Consider the following 21,926-nt stretch of genomic DNA (forward strand, 5'->3'; position numbering starts at 1 on the left):
CCTTCTTATGTTAGTATAGCAGGACGCAGCACAAAAGATGGTGCATTTGATTAACCATTTTTCGGCGCTTATTGATGTGCTTGCTTTTTTATTTTTCGGGAACTTTGGCCATAAATTCTCTGTAAGGCTCTGTCCATGGTTCGCAAGCCGCTAAAGCCACATTGAAGAGCTATCTCAGTTGCGGTTTTCTGAGTTTCACTGAGCATTTTTTTAGCCTCTTTAGCACGGATATAGTTTATGTATTGAAAGACCGTTACCCCCATTTGTCTTTTGAAAAATCGGGACAGATGCTCTTTGGATAAAAAACAAAAATTAGCAATATCTTCTAAACTGATAGCAGCTTGAAAATGTTCTTCAATATAAGTTTTGATTTCCTGAAGACGTTCTTTGTCTTTAGCATCCTGGCGGCTGTTGACATTTATCGTGCGCTTTTCTAAAAATTTTTCCAGCAAAATCTGTAAAATCTCAAAAAGAATTATAGTTTTACTCAGATTATCATCACTATGATGAAGATCCACAATTTGATTCAGTTTCTTTTGCAGCTGCAAATAAGCTTTTTTCTGAGTATATGAAAATTCTTCAGGCTGATTAATTTTAAAATAATAATCTCCAATATCATGCTTGTAATTTTTAATCAGCTGATAAGGAAAAATAACGGTTAAAGCTTTCTGCTCTATATCAGGATATTTGAATACCCGAATGCTGTGCAGATCCATAGTATTAGTTACTAAAATAGTGCCGGCAGAAGTCGTGTAAGACTGGCCGTCAATGAAAAAATTAGCAATATGCCCGCTGATGGTATAACTGATTTCAATTGATGAATGCCAATGAGGTTCGATATAACTCGCCGTATTCCCTTCGTGTAAATAAATCCAGGCTGGCAAATGATTATCGGGAGTTACCAGTTCATGCTTGTACATTAATGGACCTCCTTTGAGTCTAGTTATCATTATTATAGCAGGAATAAAGCTTAAATAACTAATTTTTTTATTGAACTTTAAACACTTAAAACAGAACAGACAGCAGATATATTATCAGCGTTTTTTACAGCATTTTCTAGCAACAGTTAAAATCGGATTGATAAATGATATCTGCTGATAAGCTGAACGTAAGATCATTGAACACCATGAAAAGTATGCGAGTCTTAAGCGCTAAGAGGTTTTTGTCCGTTAACCTGCACTCACCACCATGTCTAAAAACTCGAGCATGATTCAGGCATAAGAAAAACCCAGCCATATATGATTTCAGACCTTAGAAAAACTAAAGCTGACGCCTTACAATGCTGAGTTTTTTATGGATTAATGGTTATTAGCTAATATAGACAATCCTCCTGCAGCATCAGTGGTTCGGTTGAGGACTAATGCCATAAGAGAATTATGCCAATGGAGCCAAAAATAGTCATGTTTTTAGATTTCAGGGTAGTGATTTAAAACATACTCTTCAGCCTCCTTGCTCCAAATACCATTGGTCTGAGATAGAAGCTGTGCTAATTTTGGATCGCGGCTGCCAGCTTCGGATAAAGCCAGACGGTCAAAGTTTTTATGCGTATAAACGAGTTTCTTGCCTCCGCCGATTTCGGGCTGTGATAAGGTGGTTTCTGCTAAAGCGTTTAAGCCAAGCAGGTGTGTCACAATATTGGCAACAGAGACTTTCTTTTCTTCAATTAATTGAACAGCCTTGCGCATGTCTTCTACATTACCGCCAGATGTACCAACATAGTGTGTAAATGAATAATGGATATCATAGAAATTAATGGGGGCAAAGAAATCTTTTTTCTGCGGTCCGGCAAAGAAATTTAAACAGCCGTCTGGATTTAAAAGCTTTGAAGCCTCCGTGATTAATTGCTCGGAGGGCACTAAAACAAACACATCATCAAAACCTTCGCCGCCAATGGTTTCTTTTAAAACTTGAGCCTGATTTTCCATTTCTTCTGTGTTTATAAAAATCAGTTTTGTCTTATCGGTACTTTGATAAAGTTCCTGAGCACGATCAAGCTTATCTTGATTGATATCCGTTACAATTAAGGTTTTAGGAACACGCGGGCCATGCAAAGCGTAGTCAATGGCAAGAAGTCCCATCGGCCCTGTTCCCCCTAAAATAATCATATTGCCCTTTCCTTTAATCCCCATTTTATGGTTGTAGCTTCCTTCGACCAGATGATAGTTGGCTTCAAAAGCTCCAATAACACACGACAGGGGTTCAACTAGAGAACCTTCAAAGTATGTGTCTCCTTCATATATGATTAAACAGCCTTGTTCCATGACATCTTTATCAAGAATAATATAAGTCGCATCACCGCCTGTATAAGGATAGGAATACCCCGGACAGTCTGGCCGGTCCGGCAATTGTAAATTGGCCTGAACAACGTAACGCTGGCCTTTCTTGAATTTATCCTGCCATTTCTTGCCGACTTCAATCAATTCGCCGCAAAACTCATGACCAATGATGATAGGATTGCTGGCTAAATCTCCCGGAGTTTTTTTGTGATTTTCTCCTTGATTTGCCAGCTTCCAAGACGACATGCAAATGCTGTCTGTAACGACTGAAGCTAAAATTTCATCATCCTTAATTTCTGGGAGCTCAAATTCTTCTAATCGTAAATCTCTTTTCCCATATAATCGTACTGCTTTTGTTTTCATTTTTTCCCCCTTTTATACTTTTAAGACAAGATTCCTAAAGCATAGCCTAAAATACCTACTGCAAATAAAGCAAAGATCAATACAATAGGACTGACTTTTTTTCTGAGAAAATACATCATGATAAAGGTCAATGCTAAAGGCAGCAGTCCCGGAACAAGCTGATCCAAAATATTTTGAACGGTCGTTGCCACTTCTTTGCCGTTCTTACCGGCTGCCTTGTAAGCAACAAGCGAAACATTGATACTGGTCCATTTTGTTACCAAAACGCCCATGATGAACAATCCTAAAATCGTTGCTGCTTCTGTTAATTTCGGCAGAATGTTCCCCGATAGATTTTTGACAATGCCCAAGCCTTGTTTGTAGCCGTAGGTCAGGCCATACCATTTAATAGCCAGCCGTACTATATTAAAGGCAAGGAAAAAGGTCAAGGGTCCTAATATTTGTCCTGTCAGGGCCATTGAAGCTCCAATTGCGGCTGTTACAGGACGCAAAGTTCCCCAAATCAAGGGATCCCCAACGCCGCATAAAGGTCCCATTAGACCAATTTTCAGACTGCTGATTGTACCATCATCTAAATCCGAACCATTGGCCCGCGCTTCTTCCATGGCCATCGTCACACCGATAACAGGGCCGCATACGGCAGGAGTGACGTTGAAAAAAGTCAGGTGTCTTTTCAAGGCTGCCGATTGTTCCTCTTTTGTTTTATATAATCTTTTAATACTGGGAATCATATCTACACAAAAGGCCAAAGCGTGTATCCGTTCATAATTAAAGGAAGCTTGCTGGAAATTTGAATAGATAAACGTTTTAAACATATCTTGTTTGCTTATTTTTTTATCCGCTGTTATTTTGCCATTAGCCATATCTATACCCTCCTTATTCCTAGTCTTCCAATTCGTCGTCAGCTAAAACGGTACTGTCTGCCACTTGTGAAGGGGCTGCTTTTGCAAAATTAGGATTTAATTGAACATAGATGATGGCAATAATTAATCCCAATATCCCAAATGACAATAGACTGAGATCCAAATAGCCGCCTAAAACAAATCCTGCAAAAAAGAAGGGTGCTAAATATTTAATGTACATCATATTTAGTACCATGGCATAGCCGACGACAACAATCATACCTCCGGCAACTGCCAAGCCTCCTGTGATAACTTCCGGAATAGCATCCAGCATCCTCGTAACAGCACGCGCATCAACAAAAATTGCTACCAAGGTCGCCGGAATAGCAACACGCATGGCCTGAAAAACTAAGGCAAAGAAATGCAGAAATATAATTTTACCGAAATTAGCTTTCTCAGCTTCCTTATCAGCGATATGCTGTATGGCAACCGTAATGGTTCTGACCAAAACCGTTAAAACTTGACCGGCAACCGCAACTGGCAAGGCAATCGCAATTCCTTTTTGAATATCCTGATGCCCCACAATGACTAAAATGGTTGAAATAACACTGGCTAGAGCTGAGTCTGGTGACTGAGCTGCTCCAATATTCATCCATCCTAAAGCAATTAACTCAAGAGTGCCACCTAAAATAATTCCTGTAGTGATATCTCCTAAAATAAGACCTGTGACTGTACAAGCAATTAGTGGTCTGTGAGTCTGAAACTCGTCCAAAACACTTCCCATACCTGTTACACTTGACCAAATAAATATTAAAATAATTTGTAAAATTGACAGTTCCATTTCATGACCTCTTTTCTTTACGGCTTAACCGACCTCCAATTCATTGAGCAAAGCCTCAAAATCCTTAGGAGAATCTGTAGCAACCACCCTGCAGTCAAGTTTTACACCCAGCCTAATCAGCTCACGGAAGGCCTCAATATCTTCTTTGGAGACTGAAATCGCCTTAGTCACCTGTACTCGCCCTTCCTTAAACTGCATTCCGCCAATATTAATCGTTTGAATCGGAACACCTCCTTTTACTAAGTCGACAACTTCCTGAGGCTTGGTAAAAAGATAAAAGACAGTTTCGCTGTCATATTTGGGATTGTGATAGACTTTGATTGCTTTTTCTATCGATACCACATTGACTTTTATTCCAGGCGGAGCTGCTTGTTTAACCAAAGTACGCCGTATCTCATCGTTAGCAACTTCATCACTTGGAATAATAATGCGCTCTGCCTTGGCTTCTTTAGCCCAGACAGTAGCTACCTGCCCATGGATTAAACGATCATCAATCCTAGCTAATTTAATCTTCATGACAATTCCTCCTTTTCATCAAATTGGATATTTTTATCAAAAACTTTAACTGCCTCCTTAGCCAATATCGGAAGGGAAGCTGCGACATCCTTAAGTTCTTTATCTGTTTCAGCTGCTATTTCTAACACTAGCGGTAAAGACATGCCAGAGACAACCTCGGCATCGAGCTCTGGATGATGCAATACAACAGAACAGCTGGCATTATAAGGAGTTCCGCCAAACAGATCTGCAAAAATCAAAGCTGGTTTGTTAAGCGCTTTCATTTTAGTGTAGATTTTTTGAGACAGGCTTTCCAGCCCATCAGAAATTTCAAAATTAATGGCGTGTAGATTTGGCAGCTCTCCAAAAAGCATCTCAACAGAATTTTTCATCTCAGCAGCTAAATAGCCATGAGCCACTAATATTATTTGAACCATTCACTCCTCCTCTTTCTAACCACGTGTTTTACCGCCTGCCACATTTGTGGTAATTCCTGTGATGTAGCTTGAGCGATCAGAAATGTAGTAAGCCACCAAGTCAGCTACTTCTTTTAATTTCCCGCTGCGGCCTAGCGGTATGGTTCCCACGGATGAGTAGCCGGCACGAATCTCCTCCGCTGTTTTTCCTCTCGTATAGCCAAGAGCCTCCTCATAGGCGGGCGTTCTAAGGCCGGTTGCTTCCATGATGCCAGGAGCTATACCAACAACACGGACATTGTATTTACCAAGCTCCTTGGCCCATGAACGCGTATAGCTATAGACAGCAGCCTTAGTTGCTGCATAAGCGCTCTGACCTTCAGAACCCTCAAGTCCTGCTTCTGATGCCATATTGATAATAACGCCATCTTTTTTATCAACTAAAATGCGGCCGACAGTCTGACTGACAAGGTAGAGACCTTTTTGATTGATACTGGTAATCTTATCGAAAACAGCATCGTCCAGCTCGTATTTCCCATGAGGATCTTTAGAATCAACTAAGAGCCGCGGAATGTTGATACCAGCATTATTGACTAGAGCATCAATCGTGCCAAAATGCTCAGCCGTTGCCGCAACAGCAGCTTCTACTTGTTCTCGTGAAGTCACATCAACTTGCTGAAAGAACAGATTGGGGTGGCTTTCACTGCTATCAGCAAGATCAAAGTTAGCGACATTGACACCCAATTCTAAAAGTTCATCTACAACAGCCTTGCCAATGCCTGACGAACCCCCAGTGACCACAGCAGTTTTCCCGGAAATATTTAACCAGTCATTCATTTATGGACTCCTTTCACATATGTGATTATATTACAACATTTGTTACAGACATAGTGTAACGCTTATAATTCTAAAAGTCAATACGATTTTCACATTTTTTAAAATTTTTATAACATTTGTGATTTTAGGGTATAAAAAATAAGACTACCAATCATAGCCTTATGACACAATTATAGGCGGTCTAAAATTTCTTGAGCGGTCTCTTCGCTGGTTACCAAAACATTGATATAGCGCCCTCTCAGTGCACCAATTATTGCCGAAACTTTTTCACTGGATTCAGCCACTCCAATGCGATAGGCACATTTTCTTAATTTTGATAAGGTAATCCCAATAATGCGCTCATCCAGCTCACTTTCAATGTGATCTCCTTCGATATTATAAAATCGTGAAACAACATCACCGACAACGTCCTGTTTTTTGATCATTTCAATAATTGACTCACCATAAAAATCCTGCCAGGCTTTGTTTTGATTTAGAAGAATACTGCCAATCCCTGTAACAGTTACGTCTAAATTTCCCCAAAGGCTGATTAGCTCTTTATTGAAATCATTTTTTAAGAGTTCTTTTGCCAGCAGTTTTGTTTCTGGAATGGCCGGTGAATCAATGAGCAGAGCCCGGCCGTTTAATTTTTTAGCTGCTTGATAGGTGATGGTATTGACATGATAGTCGCTGGTCAATTTCCCTGAAGGACCGCCAATCATGGGCACACAAACAACATTTGATAAGTTTAGCGTAGGCATATGGTTGACAACTGCTGACAGCGTTTCTCCCCATGAAAAGCCAATTGTCATATTATCATGGAGCAAGGTTTCTAAATATTTGCCCAAAGCCTGAGCCAATAAAATATTTTTTTGAGCCTTGGTCATATCCGCAGAAGTTGAAACAACAATTGCTTTATGCAGACCAAAAGTAGATTCTAATTTTTTTTCAATATTATAATTTCCGGCAGTGTCATAATTTATTGTAATTTCAACAATTCCCTCCTCTCTAGATTGTTTCAGCAAACGGCTGATCGTTGTCCGGTGAATTCCAAGTTCCTTTGAAATCTGACTTTGTGTTTTATTTTCTAAATAATATTTTTCCGCAATTTTGACAAGCAATTGTTTTTGATTAAGCATTCTGTTTTGGTACCTGTTCTATTTATCTTTCCTGATAGTATTTTAGCATAAAAGCTGATTATTGCAATTGTTGCTGTTTTTTCACCATTGTGATGGCAATTTTTTAGGTCTCTTGGTATATCATATTATTTTTTTAATGACTAATCTCTTTTTTCTGATATACTAAAGAAAAGGAGGCGCTTATGATGACAAAAGAACACTACAACTGGGCAACGCTGGGGACAGGCGTTATTGCCAATGAATTGGCACAGGCTTTGGAGACACAGGGCAGAAAACTCTATTCTGTTGCTAACCGAACGCATGAAAAAGGGATTGCTTTTGCCCAAAAATATGAGATTGAAAAAGTCTACGACAAAATTGATGATGTTTTTGAGGATCCAGAAGTTGATATTATCTACATTTCCACTCCTCACAATACGCATATCAATTTTTTGCGCAAGGCTTTAACGAACGGTAAGCATGTGCTCTGTGAAAAGTCCATTACCCTCAACTCTGAGGAGCTGGCTGAGGCAATTCAGCTGGCTGAAGAAAACCAGGTTGTTTTGGCAGAAGCCATGACGATTTTTCACATGCCCATTTACCGTAAATTAGCAGATATTGTGAATTCCGGTCAGCTGGGCGAACTTAAACTTATCCAGATGAACTTTGGCAGTTATAAAGATTATGACATGACTAACCGCTTTTTCAGCCGTAATTTGGCGGGCGGCGCTTTGTTGGATATCGGTGTTTATGCGCTGTCCTTTGTCCGCTGGTTTATGGCTTCAAGTCCGAAGCAGATCGCTTCACAGGTTAAGCTGGCACCAACCGGTGTGGATGAACAAGCAGGAATCCTTCTGACCAATGATGAAGGCCAGATGGCGACAATTACCCTCAGTCTGCACGCCAAGCAGCCTAAACGCGGAACGATCGCTTACGACAAGGGTTATATCGAACTTTATGAATATCCGCGCGGACAAAAAGCTGTTATTACCTATACCGAGGACGGGCATCAGGAGGTGATCGAGGCTGGAGATACCGCTCAGGCTCTTGTCTATGAAGTGGCTGATATGGAAAAAGCTGTCGCAGGCAGCGAAAATACCATGCATCTGGATTACACGCAGGACGTCATGGACATCATGACTCAGCTGCGCAGAGAATGGGGAATTACTTATCCGGAAGAAGAATAGATTTATCAATTTTAAAGCATAGAAAAAACTCCTCTCACAGTAGGCAGTGAATAGTTGCTTTTCACTGGCCGCTTATAAGAGGAGCTTTTTTAGAAGTATCACCGTTGAATGATTCTAAGGTGTTTATACAAGCTTGCTAATTAGTTATTAAACGATACGTGGACGTGATCCATGTGGTTGGCCGTATCGCTGCCGCGGTCAGGCATTTGGTTCCAAGTATTGGCAGCGCCGTAGACGTTATCGGTCGGTCCATAGAATTTTTGCTGATAAATCACATAAGAAATATTATTTTCCGCCATGGTTGAAGTAGCATAGTCAGCAACTTGCTTACCAAGATTGGTATCATCGTAAACCATAACATCAACAGCATTGCCTGTACCATGGTCGCCGCTGTCTCCTTCACGGACACCGCCGATATCAGTAACACCATAAGTACTTGCTACCTTGTTCGCAAAATTTGCTGCTGACGGCTGAAGACCTGTGGTATCAACACTTGTTTGTGTTTGCTCTGCTGTTTCTGTCGCTGTTGAAGTTTGAGCAGATGAGGTATCCGTCGTCGCTGCTTGGCTGGCAGCTGGTGCCTCTGTTTGCGCCGGCGCGGCTGAATTAGCTGTGTCTGCAGCGTTTGTTTGTGCGGTAGGTGCAGGTGCTGAGGCAGATTCTGCAGCGGTTGTTTGAGCTGCAGTTGGTGCGACCGGTGTATCTGTCTGAGCCGGTGTGGACTGAACCGCAGGCTGCTCTGCACTGACTGGCGCTGAACTTGCAGCAGGCTGAGCTGAGCTTGCTTGTTCTGTCGGTACGGTTGTTTCAGCAGCCGGTGCTTGGTATGCCGCCGGAGTTTCGACAGCATCCAGAGATGTTGTGGTCTCTCCGACAGTTACTTCATTGGTTGAAAAATTAACCGATGCTGACTGCCCTGAAACTGCGCTGTTATCTGCACCTTCAATGGTCATGCCTGTGACATTGTGCTGAGCATCATAGCTTGCTGTGATAGTAGTTCCCGGGAAAATCAGATTGATATTGGCAATTTGATTGACCTTGGCTAAAACATTGACATCAACAGACATAGCATCTGCGATGGTACTGAGGGTATCTCCGTATTGAACGGTATAAGTGGTTTGGTTGCCTTGACTGACTAAGTCTGTTTTGACTTCTTCTACTGTGCGCGGTGCCCAGTTTGCTGCCTTATCGTCAGCTTTTGCTTCAAAAGCTGCAAAAAGTGATAAAGCGAGTGTTGAGGCTAATAGCATTTTTTGATTGAATTTCATGTTATAGTCCCTTTCGTTTTTTGAGATAATCCTATCCTAACATAGTTTTTTTCAAATGCCTCCTCATCGGCTCACCTTAACAGAACTATCTTACGGCTGTAACATCCTGTCGCATTTGTCATATAAAATGCATTGTTCTGAATAAATTTTTTCCGAACAATTTTAACTGTTATCTTCTAGGATTTCTGTCTTTAGCAGCTCAGACTGTATTTGATGGGCAAGCAAAGACAGCAAAACAACCCAACAAAAGTTGGGTTGTTTTTAGGAGATTTATGAAAAAGAAAAGTTTTGGGAATCCTATTGCTAGGATGACTATAGTATACGAGCGCTAGCTTAAGCTGTCCTTAAAATTTTCTTGCAGAAAGCTTAAAGTAAAATCAAAAGATATCTTACGCAGATTAATTCTCTAGATCATCTCACGAAGTAATCACAAATATAGTCTTTTCCTGATAGGCTTGGATAGTTTACATCATACTTTTCTTTTACTAATTCACAGTAACCATTTGCATCTACAGAATACTCTTGGTAAATTTTTTCATCAGCGGTAGTGGTATAATATATTTTCAATAACGGAGGGACGTGAGTGAATGTTTCTTTTGCATTTTTATTGTTGTTTGACAAATAAGCAAAAATGGCATCTTGATGTTCTTTTGATACGACGTATATTTTTTGGTTCTCGCTTAACTTTGGGATAGCTACATAGCTTCCCTGATTGCCAAATTGGATTTGAAGATCAAATACAGGACGATTGTTTTGAATTTCAAAGGATAGGGCTTTATCCATCTTACCCTCCTCAGAATAAAAATTTTTAAAGGAACGTACCGCCAGTTTTTTGCTGTTTTCTTTGCGGTGAATCAATCCAAACCAATATTTATCTTGATAATAAATAGGGCAGCCGGGTTTGATATCCTGATAATCGTATTCTAAAAACAGCTTGGGCCGCTGCCCTTTGAGATTTTTTTCATTTTCCAGATAGAGCTGGAAATGAATAACAACCAATGAAATCACAATGCCTGTCATCGCACCATAGAAGCTTAACCAATCCCCTAAGTTGGTATTCAATAAGCTGGAAATGGATGATAAGATGATTGAAAATAGCGGCCCAGAAACAACAATCAATGCAACAAGCAGCAATAAAACCTTACTATTTTTCCTAAAGTATTTTAACATAACGAATCTCCTCCCACCTCCGCACAGTTGATTAGGTTGGCCGCTATCACTTGCGCAGCAAGGGATAAGGACCACCAATCAACCACTGCGCCAATCTGGTAAATCTGGAATAACGCCAAAGAGTCTGGACTTTTGCCCCAGACTCGTCTTTTTATTATCAGTGTCTAAAATGCCTTACTCCCGTAAACACCATGGCAATGCCATATTTGTCAGCTGCTTCGATGACTTCTTGGTCACGGACGGAGCCGCCGGGTTGGACAATAGCCTTGATACCTGCGGCTGCGATTTCTTCGACATTATCAGCAAATGGGAAGAAGGCATCAGAAGCAAGAACAGCACCGTCAAGGCGGTCTTTAGCTTGGTCGATAGCGATACGAACAGATGCTACACGGTTGGTCTGACCAGGTCCGACACCGAGGGTCATGTGGTCATTAGCAATCAGGATACCGTTTGATTTCACGTACTTGATGGCTTTCCAGGCAAACTCAAGCGCCACTTGCTCACGCGCATCTGGTTGGCGCTTGGTTACAACTTCCCAATCGGCCGGATTTTCCTTGATGACGTCTTGATTTTGCACTAACATACCGCCGACTACGCCGGTGTATTCTTTTTCCACTTCGCTCTCTGCTTGGGCATCAAAGGGCAGCTCCAAGATGCGCAGGTTTTTCTTTTTGGTTGTGAGGATAGCCAGCGCTTCGTCTGAGTATGAAGGCGCAATGATAATTTCTAAGAAAATGCTGTGCATTTTTTCTGCGGTAGCTGCATCCACCTCACGGTTGAGAACGACAATACCGCCAAAAATCGAAACAGAATCCGCAGCGTAAGCATTGTCCCAAGCCCCTTCGATCGTGTCGGCCTGACCGATACCGCAAGGGTTCATGTGCTTGAGAGCAACGACCGTTGGCTTGTTGGTAAAGTCGCGAATAATGTGAATGGCCGCATCAGCATCACGAATGTTATTGAAGGAAAGTTCCTTACCATTGAGCTGTTTAGCTGACGCGATGGAATAATCCGTTGGAATAGCTGACTGATAGAAATCCGCATTCTGCTGCGGGTTTTCGCCATAGCGCATGGGCTGTTTGAGGTCATAAGTGAGGGTTAGTTTCTCAGGTTTTGTCTCTCCAACTTGCGCTGTGAAGTAATCCGCAATCAAAGCATCGTAAGCTGCCGTATGGCGGTAAACCTTAGCCGCCAAGCGCTGACGAGTTGCATAAGCTGTCTCGCCATCTGCTTTGAGTTCGTCAAGCACCACCGCATAATCAGCCGGATCCACGACAACCGTCACACTGGCATGGTTTTTCGCTGCTGAACGAAGCATTGATGGTCCGCCAATATCAATGTTTTCAACCGCATCAGCATAGGTCACATCAGGCTTCAAAATCGTTTCCCTGAAAGGATAGAGGTTGACCACCACAAGGTCAATGAGTTCAATCTTGTTATCTTTGGCAGCCTGCAAATGGCTGTCTAAATCACGGCGAGCCAAAAGCCCACCGTGGATATTTGGATGAAGAGTCTTGACACGGCCATCCATCATCTCAGGAAAACCTGTCACATCGTCAATGGCGATCGTTGCTACCCCTGCATTGTCAAGGGCAGTTTTCGTCCCACCGGTTGAGATAATCTCCCAACCAAGGGCTGTCAATTCTTGGGCAAAGTCTACAATGCCTGCTTTGTCAGATACACTGATCAGTGCACGTTTAATCATCAATTTTTCCTTTCTTTTTGATGTTTCTCTTAGGTGGTGCGGACGGAAGCAACTCCCTACGGGATTTCATTCCTAACTTTTGAGCCAAAGTCTCAAAAGTTCCGAGACGATTAATAAAACATTAATCGTCTGTTCACCACGGCAAGAAACATCGGTTAGGCGACCTGCTATGCTAGTTAGCAGCTGTCTGTTGCCATCGGGCGATGTCTTCGGCTGAAATCCTCATAATCAACGCCTTCTCTATTTCCTCCCCACTCCCAAACTCTCCAGCACTTGAGGATAAAGCTGGTACTCGTTTTCGTGAATGCGGGCTTCAAAGGTTTCGATAGTATCGTCAGCTAGTCGCGGCACTCGGACTTGCTTGATGACTTGTCCGGTGTCAACACCTGAGTCTACCCAATGGATGGTCACGCCGGATTGATCAACACCCGCCTGCCAAGCATCTTCGATACCGTGAGCACCTGGAAATTCCGGCAGATAAGCTGGGTGGATATTGATAATGCGCCCCTCATAGGCTGAAAGCAGCGTCGGTCCAACAATCTTCATATAGCCAGCCAGCACTACCAGATCAATGGCATGTTTGCTAAGGAGGTCAATGATAGCTGCTTCATAATCTTCTTTGCAGTCAAATTCCTTCAGTTCAAAGGCATAACTCTTCACACCCAGATTTTTAGCGCGCTCCAGTACATAAGCATCTCTGTGATCCGCAAAAACAAAGGCTACTGGAAATTGCTCAGCGATGACTTGGAAATTAGATCCGTTGCCGGAAGCAAAGACTGCGATTTTTTTTGCCATTATCTTATCACCACACTAGCGCCCGCTTTTTCCACGATACGGCCGAGCTCATACACTGGCTCATCCAAGAGTTCTTTGACACGCGCCACGTTTTCCGGGCTGACGGCCAGCATGAGACCAATCCCCATGTTAAAGATTTCAAACATTTCTTCATGCTTGATATTGCCGTATTTTTCAAGAGCCTTGAAAATCGGCAAAACCGGAACCTTATCTTCCTCGATTTCAGCAGCCAAATTATCCGCAAACATCCGCGGCACATTTTCGACAAAGCCGCCGCCCGTGATATGAGCAATCCCATTAACCAAGCCTTCTTTAACCAAAGGCAGGACTGCTTTGACGTAAATCCGAGTTGGTTCAAGCAGGACATCTTTGAGTTTTTTGCCCTCTAATTCCGGCAGCACTTCTTCACCGGTATAGTCTGCAAAGACACGGCGAACCAAGGAGTAACCATTTGAATGAATACCGCTTGAAGCCAGTCCCAGCAGGACATCACCTGCTTTGACCTTTGAACCGTCAATAATTTGTGATTTCTCAGCAATTCCAACAGCAAAACCGGCTAAATCGTAATCGTCCTCGCCGTACATGCCGGGCATTTCAGCCGTCTCACCGCCGATAAGGGCAGCACCGGCCTGTACACAGCCTTCTGCCACACCAGCCACCACCTGTTCTAATTTGGCAGGCTCATTTTTGCCGGTTGCCACATAATCAAGGAAGTAAAGCGGTTCGGCCCCTGCAGCGATGATGTCATTGACACACATAGCCACACAGTCCTGCCCAATCGTGTCGTGTTTATCGTACTTGATAGCAAGCATGAGCTTGGTTCCGACACCGTCTGTGCCTGAGATAAGAACAGGCTCTTTAACATCGGTTGCTGTCAAATCAAACATGCCGCCAAAGCCGCCCAGTGCTCCCATAACACCCAGACGCTCCGTGCGAGCCACGTGTTTTTTGATCCGTTCAACAACTTCATAGCCCGCTTCAACATCAACACCAGATTTTGCATAAGCATTTTTTTCTGTCATAATCGTTACCTTTTCATTTGTATTGCTTGTATAAAAAAGTCCTCTGCTTTTTAAAACATGCCAAAAGCTACTTCACTTCATCAATAAAGAAACTTGTTTTTTCCTTTAAACTCTTAAGATAGGCTTTTTCATAGTCATAGAGCGGTGTCGGATACTTACCGTCGAAATAAGCCACACAGAGTCCTCCATTTGGTGCATCTGTTTCAAGTCCGATAGACTCAATCAAGCCATCAATAGACAAATAAGTTAGACTGTCTGCACCAATAATCTGCCGAATTTCATCAACGGTATGGTTAGCCGCAATCAATTCGCGGCGGCTCTGAATGTCAATACCGTAAAAACAAGGGTACTTAAGCGGCGGACTGGCAATGGCAACATGAACCTCAGCTGCACCGGCATCCCGCAGCAGCTGGACAATACGGCGGCTGGTCGTCCCGCGGACAATGGAATCATCCACCATAACCACGCGCTTGCCTTTGACAATGCTGGACACGGCCGACAGCTTCATACGAACCCCCTGCTCGCGCAATTCCTGCGTCGGCTGAATAAAGGTTCGCTGAGTGTATTGATTTTTAATCAGACCCATTTCATTTGGCAAACCCGATTCTTCGGAAAATCCGCTGGCAGCTGAAAGCGAGGAGTTGGGGACCCCAACGACAATATCTGCTTCATGTGCAAATTCCTGAGCCAAACGCCGGCCGGTATTTTTCCGAGCGGTATGCACATTAACCCCGTGAATAACAGAGTCAGGACGTGAGAAATAGATATATTCCATGGAGCAGATGGACAGCTGAGTCTCATCTGTGTAACTGTCATAATGAACCCCGGATTCATCAATAACGGCAATCTCTCCCGGTTTTAAATCACGCAGCCACTTGGCACCAATAACTTCAAAGGCGCAGGTCTCGCTGGAAACCACAATCGCTCCGTTAGCCGTCTGACCAATGGAAAGCGGTCTGAAACCATTGGGATCCAGAGCGGCAATGATTTTATCTTCCAGCATAAGCAGGTAAGCAAAGCCGCCTTTTACCTGATTGAGAGCTTCTTTCACCTTATCAACAAAGTCAGTCTTGTGACTGCGGCGGATCAAATGGGCTAGAATTTCTGTGTCCGATGATGATGAAAAAATAGCTCCATCTTGCTCCAATTCCCTTTTCAGCGTTTTGGTGTTGGTCAGATTGCCATTATGAGCCAGACCAAAAGCCATGTCATAGAATTTGAAATGAAAGGGCTGGATATTATCAATCGAAGCTTCTCCCGCAGTTGCATAGCGAACATGCCCAATCGCTGCCTGCCCTGTCAGTTTTTCTAAATCGGCCGGATCTTTAAACACCTCTGATACCAGACCTGTGTCACGGTGACGCAGGAGCTTGCCGTGATTATTGGATAGAATACCGGCTCCCTCCTGCCCGCGGTGCTGTAAACTGTGAAGCCCAAAATAGGTCACTTGTGCAGCTTGAGGATGGCCCCAAATACCGAACAATCCACATTCTTCATTAAGAGATTTTATTTCGTATGTCATTTTTGCATATACCTTTTATTTTTTAAACCTTTCCTTAGGCAGCACGGATGAAAGGTAAAACAGTCCGCCGGACTGTTTTAGAAATCCATGGAAAGTCAGTCTTAACATAGCAAAATTTCTGAGGAAGTAAAACACAAATCGTAATTTTGCACTTTCGCTTTCTTTGCTGAGACCAAAAGCAGCTTTTTCAGAGTTTGTTTTCGCTCACTCCGTCAGTCTTATTTTCCTGTAAAATATTTCACTGCACTTTCAAAGAGTTTTTGGTCTTTGCTGCCTGGAATATTTTGGAAAAGACCGTCTTCATAGCGTTCTGAGTGCCCCATCTTACCAATAATCTGACCGTTTTTGCTCATAATGCCTTCAATAGCATGGACAGAGCCGTTAGGATTATATTTTGAATCCATGCTCGGCTGGCCGGTAAAGTCAACGTATTGGCTCCAAATCTGGCCATTGTCGCGAAGCTCTGCAAATTCTTCTGCCGTCACAACAAACTTCCCTTCACCATGTGACACTGCAATAGCATGGATATCACCAACTTCAACACCTGCCAGCCACGGCGAATTGGTATTGGCAATGCGTGTTTCAACCATTTTAGCCACGTGTTGGTTGGCATCATTATAAAAGAGGGTCGGACTTGTCTCACTTGCATTGTCGAAATTGCCATACGGCAGCAGGCCAGATTTAACCAGAGCCTGGAAACCGTTACAAATACCGATGATCAGACCGCCGCGATCAATAAAACGATCAATAGCAGAACGAACTTTTTGATTGAGCAGGATATTCACAATAAACTTGGCTGAACCATCCGGCTCATCAGCCGCAGAGAAGCCGCCGGCAAAGAAAATGATATTAGCCTTATCAATATTGTCAGCCATGATGTCAACAGACTGGGCAATGGCTGCTTCATCCAAGGTCACAAAAGGAACCAGATTAACCTTTGCTCCTGCCTGTTCAAAGGCCTTAGCCGAGTCGTACTCAGAATTGGTGCCCGGAAAGACGGGAATATATACTAAAGGCTCAGCCACGTTTTCTTTTGCCTTAATAACAGTATCAGAAATAACCTCCGGTACCTCTTTCAGCGCTGCGCTTTGTTCAAATTCGGTCGGATAAACATCTTCCAACCTGCCTTCAAAAGCCACTAAAAGAGCCGATCCGTCAAGGACTGTGCCATTGACAGTCAGATTAAAATCAGGGCTGGTTTGGCCGATTTTCACAGCTTCTGAAATATCTTCAGAGCTGGTAAAGAGAAAGCCGCCCAATTGTGCTGTCAAGATACTGTCAAGTTTGTCAAACTCAACTTCGGCACCAATATGGTTGCCAAAACTCATAAGCGCAAGGCTTTCTGCTACACCGCCGTATTTCACAGCGGCAGCGGCCGTCAGCTTATATTTACTTTGAATGCTTGACAGGGTTGTCAAGTTAGCTTTAATAGCTGCAAAATCGATTTCCTCAGCAAGCGCCTGCCCCGGAAGATAGTAGATTGTCTCTCCGGCTTGTTTGAATTCCGGCGAAAGCACATGATCAACATCTGCCGTAGTCACCCCAAAGGCAACCAATGTCGGCGGCACTGTCAGGTCTTCAAAAGTACCAGACATCGAATCCTTACCGCCAATGGACGGCAGACCCAGCTGAGCTTGGGCTTCAATAGAACCCAGCAGAGCTGCTACCGGCTGACCGAAGCGCTCTGCTTGCTTATCCATGCGCTGGAAATATTCCTGATAAGAAAAGCGGGCACGAGACCAATTTGCCCCTGTTGCAGCCAAGCGAGCTGTCGCTTCAATAACGGCATAAGCAGCACCGTGATAAGGTGACCACTCTGCAATGTAAGGGTTATAACCTTGCGCCATGACAGAAGCTGTCTTAGTAATACCGTTTTGAACGGGCAGCTTTTGCACAGAACTTTCTGTCGGAGTGATTTGGTAACGCCCGCCCAGCGGATGATTTACCGTTGAACGGCCGACTGAGGAGTCAAAAATGGTCTGCAGACCCTTTTGACTGGCATGATTGAGATCCGAAAGAACAGCTAAAGTATCTTGTTCAAGGGTTTCTGCTGAAGTTACTCGCTCTTCAGGCAATTTGACGCCGCTGTCAACGACACTGGCATCAACAACCACGCGCACCCCATTCGTATCAAGGAAGGAGCGCTCAATATCAACAATAGTCTCGCCGTTCCAAGTCATGACCAGATTTGGTTTTTCCGTCACAGTTGCAACGGCAACCGCAGCAATATTTTCTTTGGCACATTCTGCCATAAACTGTTCAGCATCTTCAGGCCGAACCACAACAGACATTCGTTCTTGGGATTCAGAAATAGCAATTTCCGTACCATTAAGACCAGCGTATTTCAGAGGCACCTTGTCCAAGTCAATTTCCAGACCGTCAGCCAATTCGCCAATAGCAACACAAACACCGCCGGCACCAAAGTCATTGGATTTCTTAATCAGGGTTGTCACCTCAGGATTGCGGAACAAGCGCTGAATCTTACGCTCTTCAATAGCATTTCCCTTTTGTACTTCCGCACCTGCTGTCTCTACAGATTCGACCGTTTGAACTTTAGAAGAGCCAGTCGCACCGCCAATACCATCACGTCCGGTTTTGCCCCCTAACAGTATGACAACATCACCGGCTACAGGTTTTTCACGAACGACGTTTTCTTTTGGCGCAGCACCTACAACAGCACCGAGTTCCATTCGTTTAGCCACAAAGCCCGGATGGAAATATTCCTTGACATAAGTTGTTGCCAGACCAATTTGATTGCCATAAGAAGAATAGCCGTGCGCTGCTGTTTTGGAAATAACCTGCTGCGGAAGCTTTCCTTGACGCGTCTCTGCTACCGGCTTTGTAATATCTCCCGCTCCTGAAATTCTCATGGCCTGATAAACATAAGAACGTCCGGACAGCGGGTCACGGATAGCACCGCCAATACAGGTTGCCGCACCGCCAAAAGGCTCGATTTCGGTTGGATGATTATGGGTTTCATTTTTAAACATCAAGAGCCAAGGCTCTTTGACACCGTCAACATCCACTTCAATCTCAACTGAACAAGCGTTGATTTCATCAGACACTTCCATATCATCGAGACGCCCGTTTGCGCGCTCATAGCGGCCAAAAATAGTTGCCATATCCATCAGTGTCTGCGGTTTGTCATCACGTCCTAATTCATGGCGCATGGCAAGATATTTATCATAGGTTGCCTGCAGCTGTGATTGGAATTGCGACGCTGAGAAATCGATAGATTTCAGCTCTGTCTCAAATGTCGTATGCCGGCAGTGATCCGACCAGTAAGTGTCTAATACCTTGAGCTCTGTCTCCGTCGGTACCCGGCCCAGCTGTTTAAAGTAATCTTGGATAAAAAGCAGATCATCCACTTCCATAGCCAAGCCTTGCTCAGCCTTGTAAGCAACAAAATCTTCCGCCTTATAAGTACTAAAGAAATCAAGCTTTGGTATGGTTTTATCAGAACTGGAAAATTCCTGCGGCTGAATTCCCGCTCGTATATCCTTGAAACGTGAATCAACCGGATTCAGCAAGTAATTTTTGATTGCTTCCAATTCGGCTGCTTCAACCGTCTGATTCACCAAATACAGCTGAGCTGTATTAACCCGCACATCATCAGCTGCACCAAGCAGAAACAGCGCTTCCTGAGAACTGGCCGCACGCTGGTCAAACTGACCGGGAAGCGCCTCAATAGCAAAGTAAGCAGAGCTATCAAGAGCCTCAGCTACTTGCTCTTTTGACAAAATATCATCAGTTACCTGTTCCGAAAAGAGGTGTTTCTCAGCCCTATCTAAAAGTTCCTCAGATAAATTAAAAACATCATAAACCTGTACAATCCGCAAATCTGACAGTGTCTTTAACTGTAAATTATGGCTCAGCTCCTTTGCCAAAGATTCTGATTTAACGCGAAATGCCGGCTTTTTTTCAACAAAAATACGTTTATCCATACTTTTCTACTTGATTCCCTTCAATCTCTCTAAAACGACCGTATAGACATCTGTCAGCTCACCCAGCCCGCGGCGGAAGACATCTTTATCCATGTGATGGCCTTGTGCATCCCAGAGGCGGCAGTTATCCGGTGAAAATTCATCCGCTAAAATAATATTACCATCCTTGTCTTTGCCAAATTCCAATTTAAAATCAATCAGTTTTAGATCGATTTGCTGGAACCAGTCGGACAGCAGCTCATTGATGCGGCGCGTCTCTGCCTTGATATAAGAAATGTCTTCATCATCAGCAGCCCCCAGAAATTTGACATGTTCATCATTGATAAAAGGATCATCCAAGTCATCATTCTTATAGTAAAATTCTACAATCGGCTCATCCAGTTTAATGCCCTCTTCAACGCCAAAACGTTTGGAAAAAGACCCCGCTGTATAGTTGCGAAGCACCACCTCAAGCGGAATGATATCAACTTTTTTATTTAACTGCTCCGTGTCTGAAATTTTCTCAATAAAGTGGGTGGCAATTCCTGCCGCATTTAATTTTTCAAAAATTAAAGACGAAATCTGATTATTTAACTGTCCCTTACCTGCGATCTGCTCTTTTTTAACCCCGTTAAAAGCAGTTGCCTGGTCCTTGTACTGTGCAATAATCACATTTTCGTCTTCCGTTGCAAAAATATCCTTGGCCTTACCCGAATAAATAAGTTCTCTGGTCATTAAATCGTTCGCCTTTCCTATGTTCTCCCTTAGATTTTAACACACGAAAGCCCATAATTCAAGATTTAACAAACTTTGTTACATAATAAAAATAAAATCGTTCGCATATAACGAACGATTTTATTTTTTAAATCTTTGATCAAGATAATCTGTCAATTCTCCCATCGTTTGGATATCTTCTACATCCTCATCAGGAATATCCAGATTAAATTCATCTTCCAAGGTAATGATAAACTCCACGAGAGCAATCGAATCGACTCCCAAATCATCCTGAAAAGCGGTCGCTTTGGTCACCTCTAATGTCTCATCGTGCAGCTGTTCTTTAATCAGAGCAGAAAGCTTTGCAAAAATCTCGCTGTTAGTCATGCTGATCCCCCTCTTTAGAAAATTCTCCCACTAATTGACCGACGACATCAGTCTCAAGCATTGTGCGAATCTGTTTTACCGTGTAATAAACAGACTTGGCGTCACTTGAGCCATGGCACTTAACAACCGGTGCCTTAAGCCCGAAAAGTACTGCCCCGCCGGCACCTGAATAATCTAAATTATTTTTCAAATCATAAAGACTGTTTTTCAGTAAAAGGGCTCCTAATTTTGCTCTAAGGCCGCCTTTTTTAATAGACGTTTTCAGCTGCCCCATAATACCGAGTGCTGTGCCTTCAATAGCTTTCAGGACTGCGTTTCCCGTGAAACCATCAGCAACAACAACATCAGCAGCACCGTTCATTAAATCACGCGCTTCAATATTTCCGATAAAGTTAAGCGACTGATCCGCTGATAAAAGGTCAAAAGTCTCCTTGCGCAGCGAATCTCCCTTAGTCGACTCAGTTCCGTTATTGAGCAGGCCGATGCGCGGATTAGCAATGCCGCGGACATTTTGCGCATAAAAAGACCCTAAAATAGCGTATTGATGCAGATGGCGGGCTGTATTTTCAGCGTTGGCCCCCAGATCAAGCATATCAAATCCCTGGCCATTAACTGTTGGAAGAGTGGACATGAGACCCGGACGGTCAATATTTTTAATACGGCCGACAACAAAAAGACCGGCTGCAAGCAGGGCTCCTGTATTTCCTGCAGAAAGCACAGCGTCAGCTTTGCCGTCTTTAACTGCCTGCGCTCCTAAAATCATAGAGGCCTTTTTTTTCTTGCGGACAGCTTTAGCTGGCTCATCATCCGAATCAATCTTTTCATCCGTATGAATAACGGTGACGCGCTCATTTGTCTGAAGGTAGGGCGTAATCTTTGTTTCATCTCCATAGAGCTGAATTTCAATATCCGAAAACTCTGTTAAGGCTTGATTAACCCCTTCAATAATAGCCTGAGGAGCATTATCTCCCCCCATAGCATCAACTGCAATTTTTTTCATTCTGATTTCCTTTTTTTACAATTATCCTTAATTATACCATGAACAAAAGGACTTTAAACGTTACAA

At 43.3% G+C, this 21,926-nt stretch carries 19 protein-coding genes; 1 reads left to right on the forward strand and 18 read right to left on the reverse strand.

All coding sequences use genetic code 11. The features are described from left to right. Positions 1-68: 68 nt before the first annotated feature. The 8 genes from AC4HAN_RS09245 to AC4HAN_RS09280 all read right to left on the reverse strand — a co-directional run bounded on the left by AC4HAN_RS09245 (position 69) and on the right by AC4HAN_RS09280 (position 7,188). Positions 69-920: an AraC family transcriptional regulator gene (locus tag AC4HAN_RS09245; protein ID WP_491092249.1), complete on the reverse strand. Its 852-nt coding sequence runs from the start codon at positions 918-920 to the stop codon at positions 69-71. Positions 921-1,406: 486 nt separating this feature from the next. Then, positions 1,407-2,639 carry a zinc-binding dehydrogenase gene (locus tag AC4HAN_RS09250; RefSeq protein ID WP_491092250.1) on the reverse strand — a complete coding sequence of 411 codons (1,233 nt, stop codon included), beginning with the start codon at positions 2,637-2,639 and terminating at the stop codon, positions 1,407-1,409. A 20-nt stretch (positions 2,640-2,659) separates the two neighbouring features. After that, positions 2,660-3,502 (reverse strand): PTS system mannose/fructose/sorbose family transporter subunit IID, encoded by an 843-nt coding sequence (locus AC4HAN_RS09255; RefSeq protein WP_491092251.1) that lies wholly within the window; start codon positions 3,500-3,502, stop codon positions 2,660-2,662. A 19-nt stretch (positions 3,503-3,521) separates the two neighbouring features. Then, positions 3,522-4,322 (reverse strand): PTS mannose/fructose/sorbose transporter subunit IIC, encoded by an 801-nt coding sequence (locus AC4HAN_RS09260; protein ID WP_491092252.1) that lies wholly within the window; start codon positions 4,320-4,322, stop codon positions 3,522-3,524. 24 nt (positions 4,323-4,346) lie between these two features. Further along, positions 4,347-4,838, reverse strand: coding sequence for a PTS sugar transporter subunit IIB (locus AC4HAN_RS09265; protein WP_491092253.1), 492 nt, complete (start codon positions 4,836-4,838; stop codon positions 4,347-4,349). After that, a complete protein-coding gene (locus AC4HAN_RS09270; RefSeq protein ID WP_491092254.1) occupies positions 4,835-5,254 on the reverse strand; it encodes a PTS sugar transporter subunit IIA in 420 nt (139 codons plus the stop codon). Before AC4HAN_RS09270 ends, AC4HAN_RS09265 begins: the two co-directional genes overlap by 4 nt. 15 nt (positions 5,255-5,269) lie before the next feature. Beyond that, positions 5,270-6,070 (reverse strand): SDR family oxidoreductase, encoded by an 801-nt coding sequence (locus tag AC4HAN_RS09275; protein WP_491092255.1) that lies wholly within the window; start codon positions 6,068-6,070, stop codon positions 5,270-5,272. A gap of 170 nt (positions 6,071-6,240) precedes the next feature. Then, positions 6,241-7,188, reverse strand: a complete 948-nt coding sequence (locus tag AC4HAN_RS09280; RefSeq protein WP_491092256.1) for a sugar-binding transcriptional regulator — start codon at positions 7,186-7,188, stop codon at positions 6,241-6,243. 185 nt (positions 7,189-7,373) lie between these two features. Between AC4HAN_RS09280 and AC4HAN_RS09285 the strand changes: the two genes are divergently transcribed. Then, positions 7,374-8,354 (forward strand): Gfo/Idh/MocA family protein, encoded by a 981-nt coding sequence (locus AC4HAN_RS09285; RefSeq protein WP_491092273.1) that lies wholly within the window; start codon positions 7,374-7,376, stop codon positions 8,352-8,354. A 140-nt stretch (positions 8,355-8,494) separates the two neighbouring features. Here the strand turns inward: AC4HAN_RS09285 and AC4HAN_RS09290 are convergent, their stop codons facing one another. From AC4HAN_RS09290 to plsX, 10 genes are all read right to left on the reverse strand, one after another. After that, the gene (locus AC4HAN_RS09290; RefSeq protein WP_491092257.1) at positions 8,495-9,622 is read right to left on the reverse strand and encodes a LysM peptidoglycan-binding domain-containing protein; all 1,128 of its coding nucleotides are present in this window, start codon (positions 9,620-9,622) and stop codon (positions 8,495-8,497) included. Positions 9,623-10,033: 411 nt separating this feature from the next. Beyond that, entirely contained in the window at positions 10,034-10,792 is a 759-nt protein-coding gene (locus tag AC4HAN_RS09295; protein WP_491092258.1) for a hypothetical protein, read from the reverse strand. 157 nt (positions 10,793-10,949) lie between these two features. Further along, the gene (purH, locus tag AC4HAN_RS09300) at positions 10,950-12,497 is read right to left on the reverse strand and encodes a bifunctional phosphoribosylaminoimidazolecarboxamide formyltransferase/IMP cyclohydrolase (protein WP_491092259.1); all 1,548 of its coding nucleotides are present in this window, start codon (positions 12,495-12,497) and stop codon (positions 10,950-10,952) included. Positions 12,498-12,737: 240 nt separating this feature from the next. Next, on the reverse strand, positions 12,738-13,292 hold the full coding sequence (purN, locus tag AC4HAN_RS09305; RefSeq protein WP_027974823.1) for a phosphoribosylglycinamide formyltransferase: 555 nt from the start codon (positions 13,290-13,292) through the stop codon (positions 12,738-12,740). Further along, positions 13,292-14,314: a phosphoribosylformylglycinamidine cyclo-ligase gene (gene purM / locus AC4HAN_RS09310; RefSeq protein WP_491092260.1), complete on the reverse strand. Its 1,023-nt coding sequence runs from the start codon at positions 14,312-14,314 to the stop codon at positions 13,292-13,294. Before purM ends, purN begins: the two co-directional genes overlap by 1 nt. 67 nt (positions 14,315-14,381) lie before the next feature. Next, complete coding sequence (purF, locus tag AC4HAN_RS09315) at positions 14,382-15,836, reverse strand: amidophosphoribosyltransferase (RefSeq protein ID WP_491092261.1); 1,455 nt, start codon at positions 15,834-15,836, stop codon at positions 14,382-14,384. Between the two features lie 218 nt (positions 15,837-16,054). Further along, complete coding sequence (locus AC4HAN_RS09320; protein ID WP_491092262.1) at positions 16,055-19,780, reverse strand: phosphoribosylformylglycinamidine synthase; 3,726 nt, start codon at positions 19,778-19,780, stop codon at positions 16,055-16,057. 6 nt (positions 19,781-19,786) lie between these two features. Then, a complete protein-coding gene (purC, locus tag AC4HAN_RS09325) occupies positions 19,787-20,494 on the reverse strand; it encodes a phosphoribosylaminoimidazolesuccinocarboxamide synthase (RefSeq protein ID WP_491092263.1) in 708 nt (235 codons plus the stop codon). A 120-nt stretch (positions 20,495-20,614) separates the two neighbouring features. Then, entirely contained in the window at positions 20,615-20,860 is a 246-nt protein-coding gene (locus AC4HAN_RS09330; protein WP_491092264.1) for an acyl carrier protein, read from the reverse strand. Beyond that, a complete protein-coding gene (plsX, locus tag AC4HAN_RS09335; RefSeq protein ID WP_491092265.1) occupies positions 20,853-21,860 on the reverse strand; it encodes a phosphate acyltransferase PlsX in 1,008 nt (335 codons plus the stop codon). The genes AC4HAN_RS09330 and plsX overlap by 8 nt, the downstream gene beginning before the upstream one ends. Positions 21,861-21,926 lie beyond the last annotated feature (66 nt).

The organism is Streptococcus sp. ELY_86 (assembly GCF_058314495.1).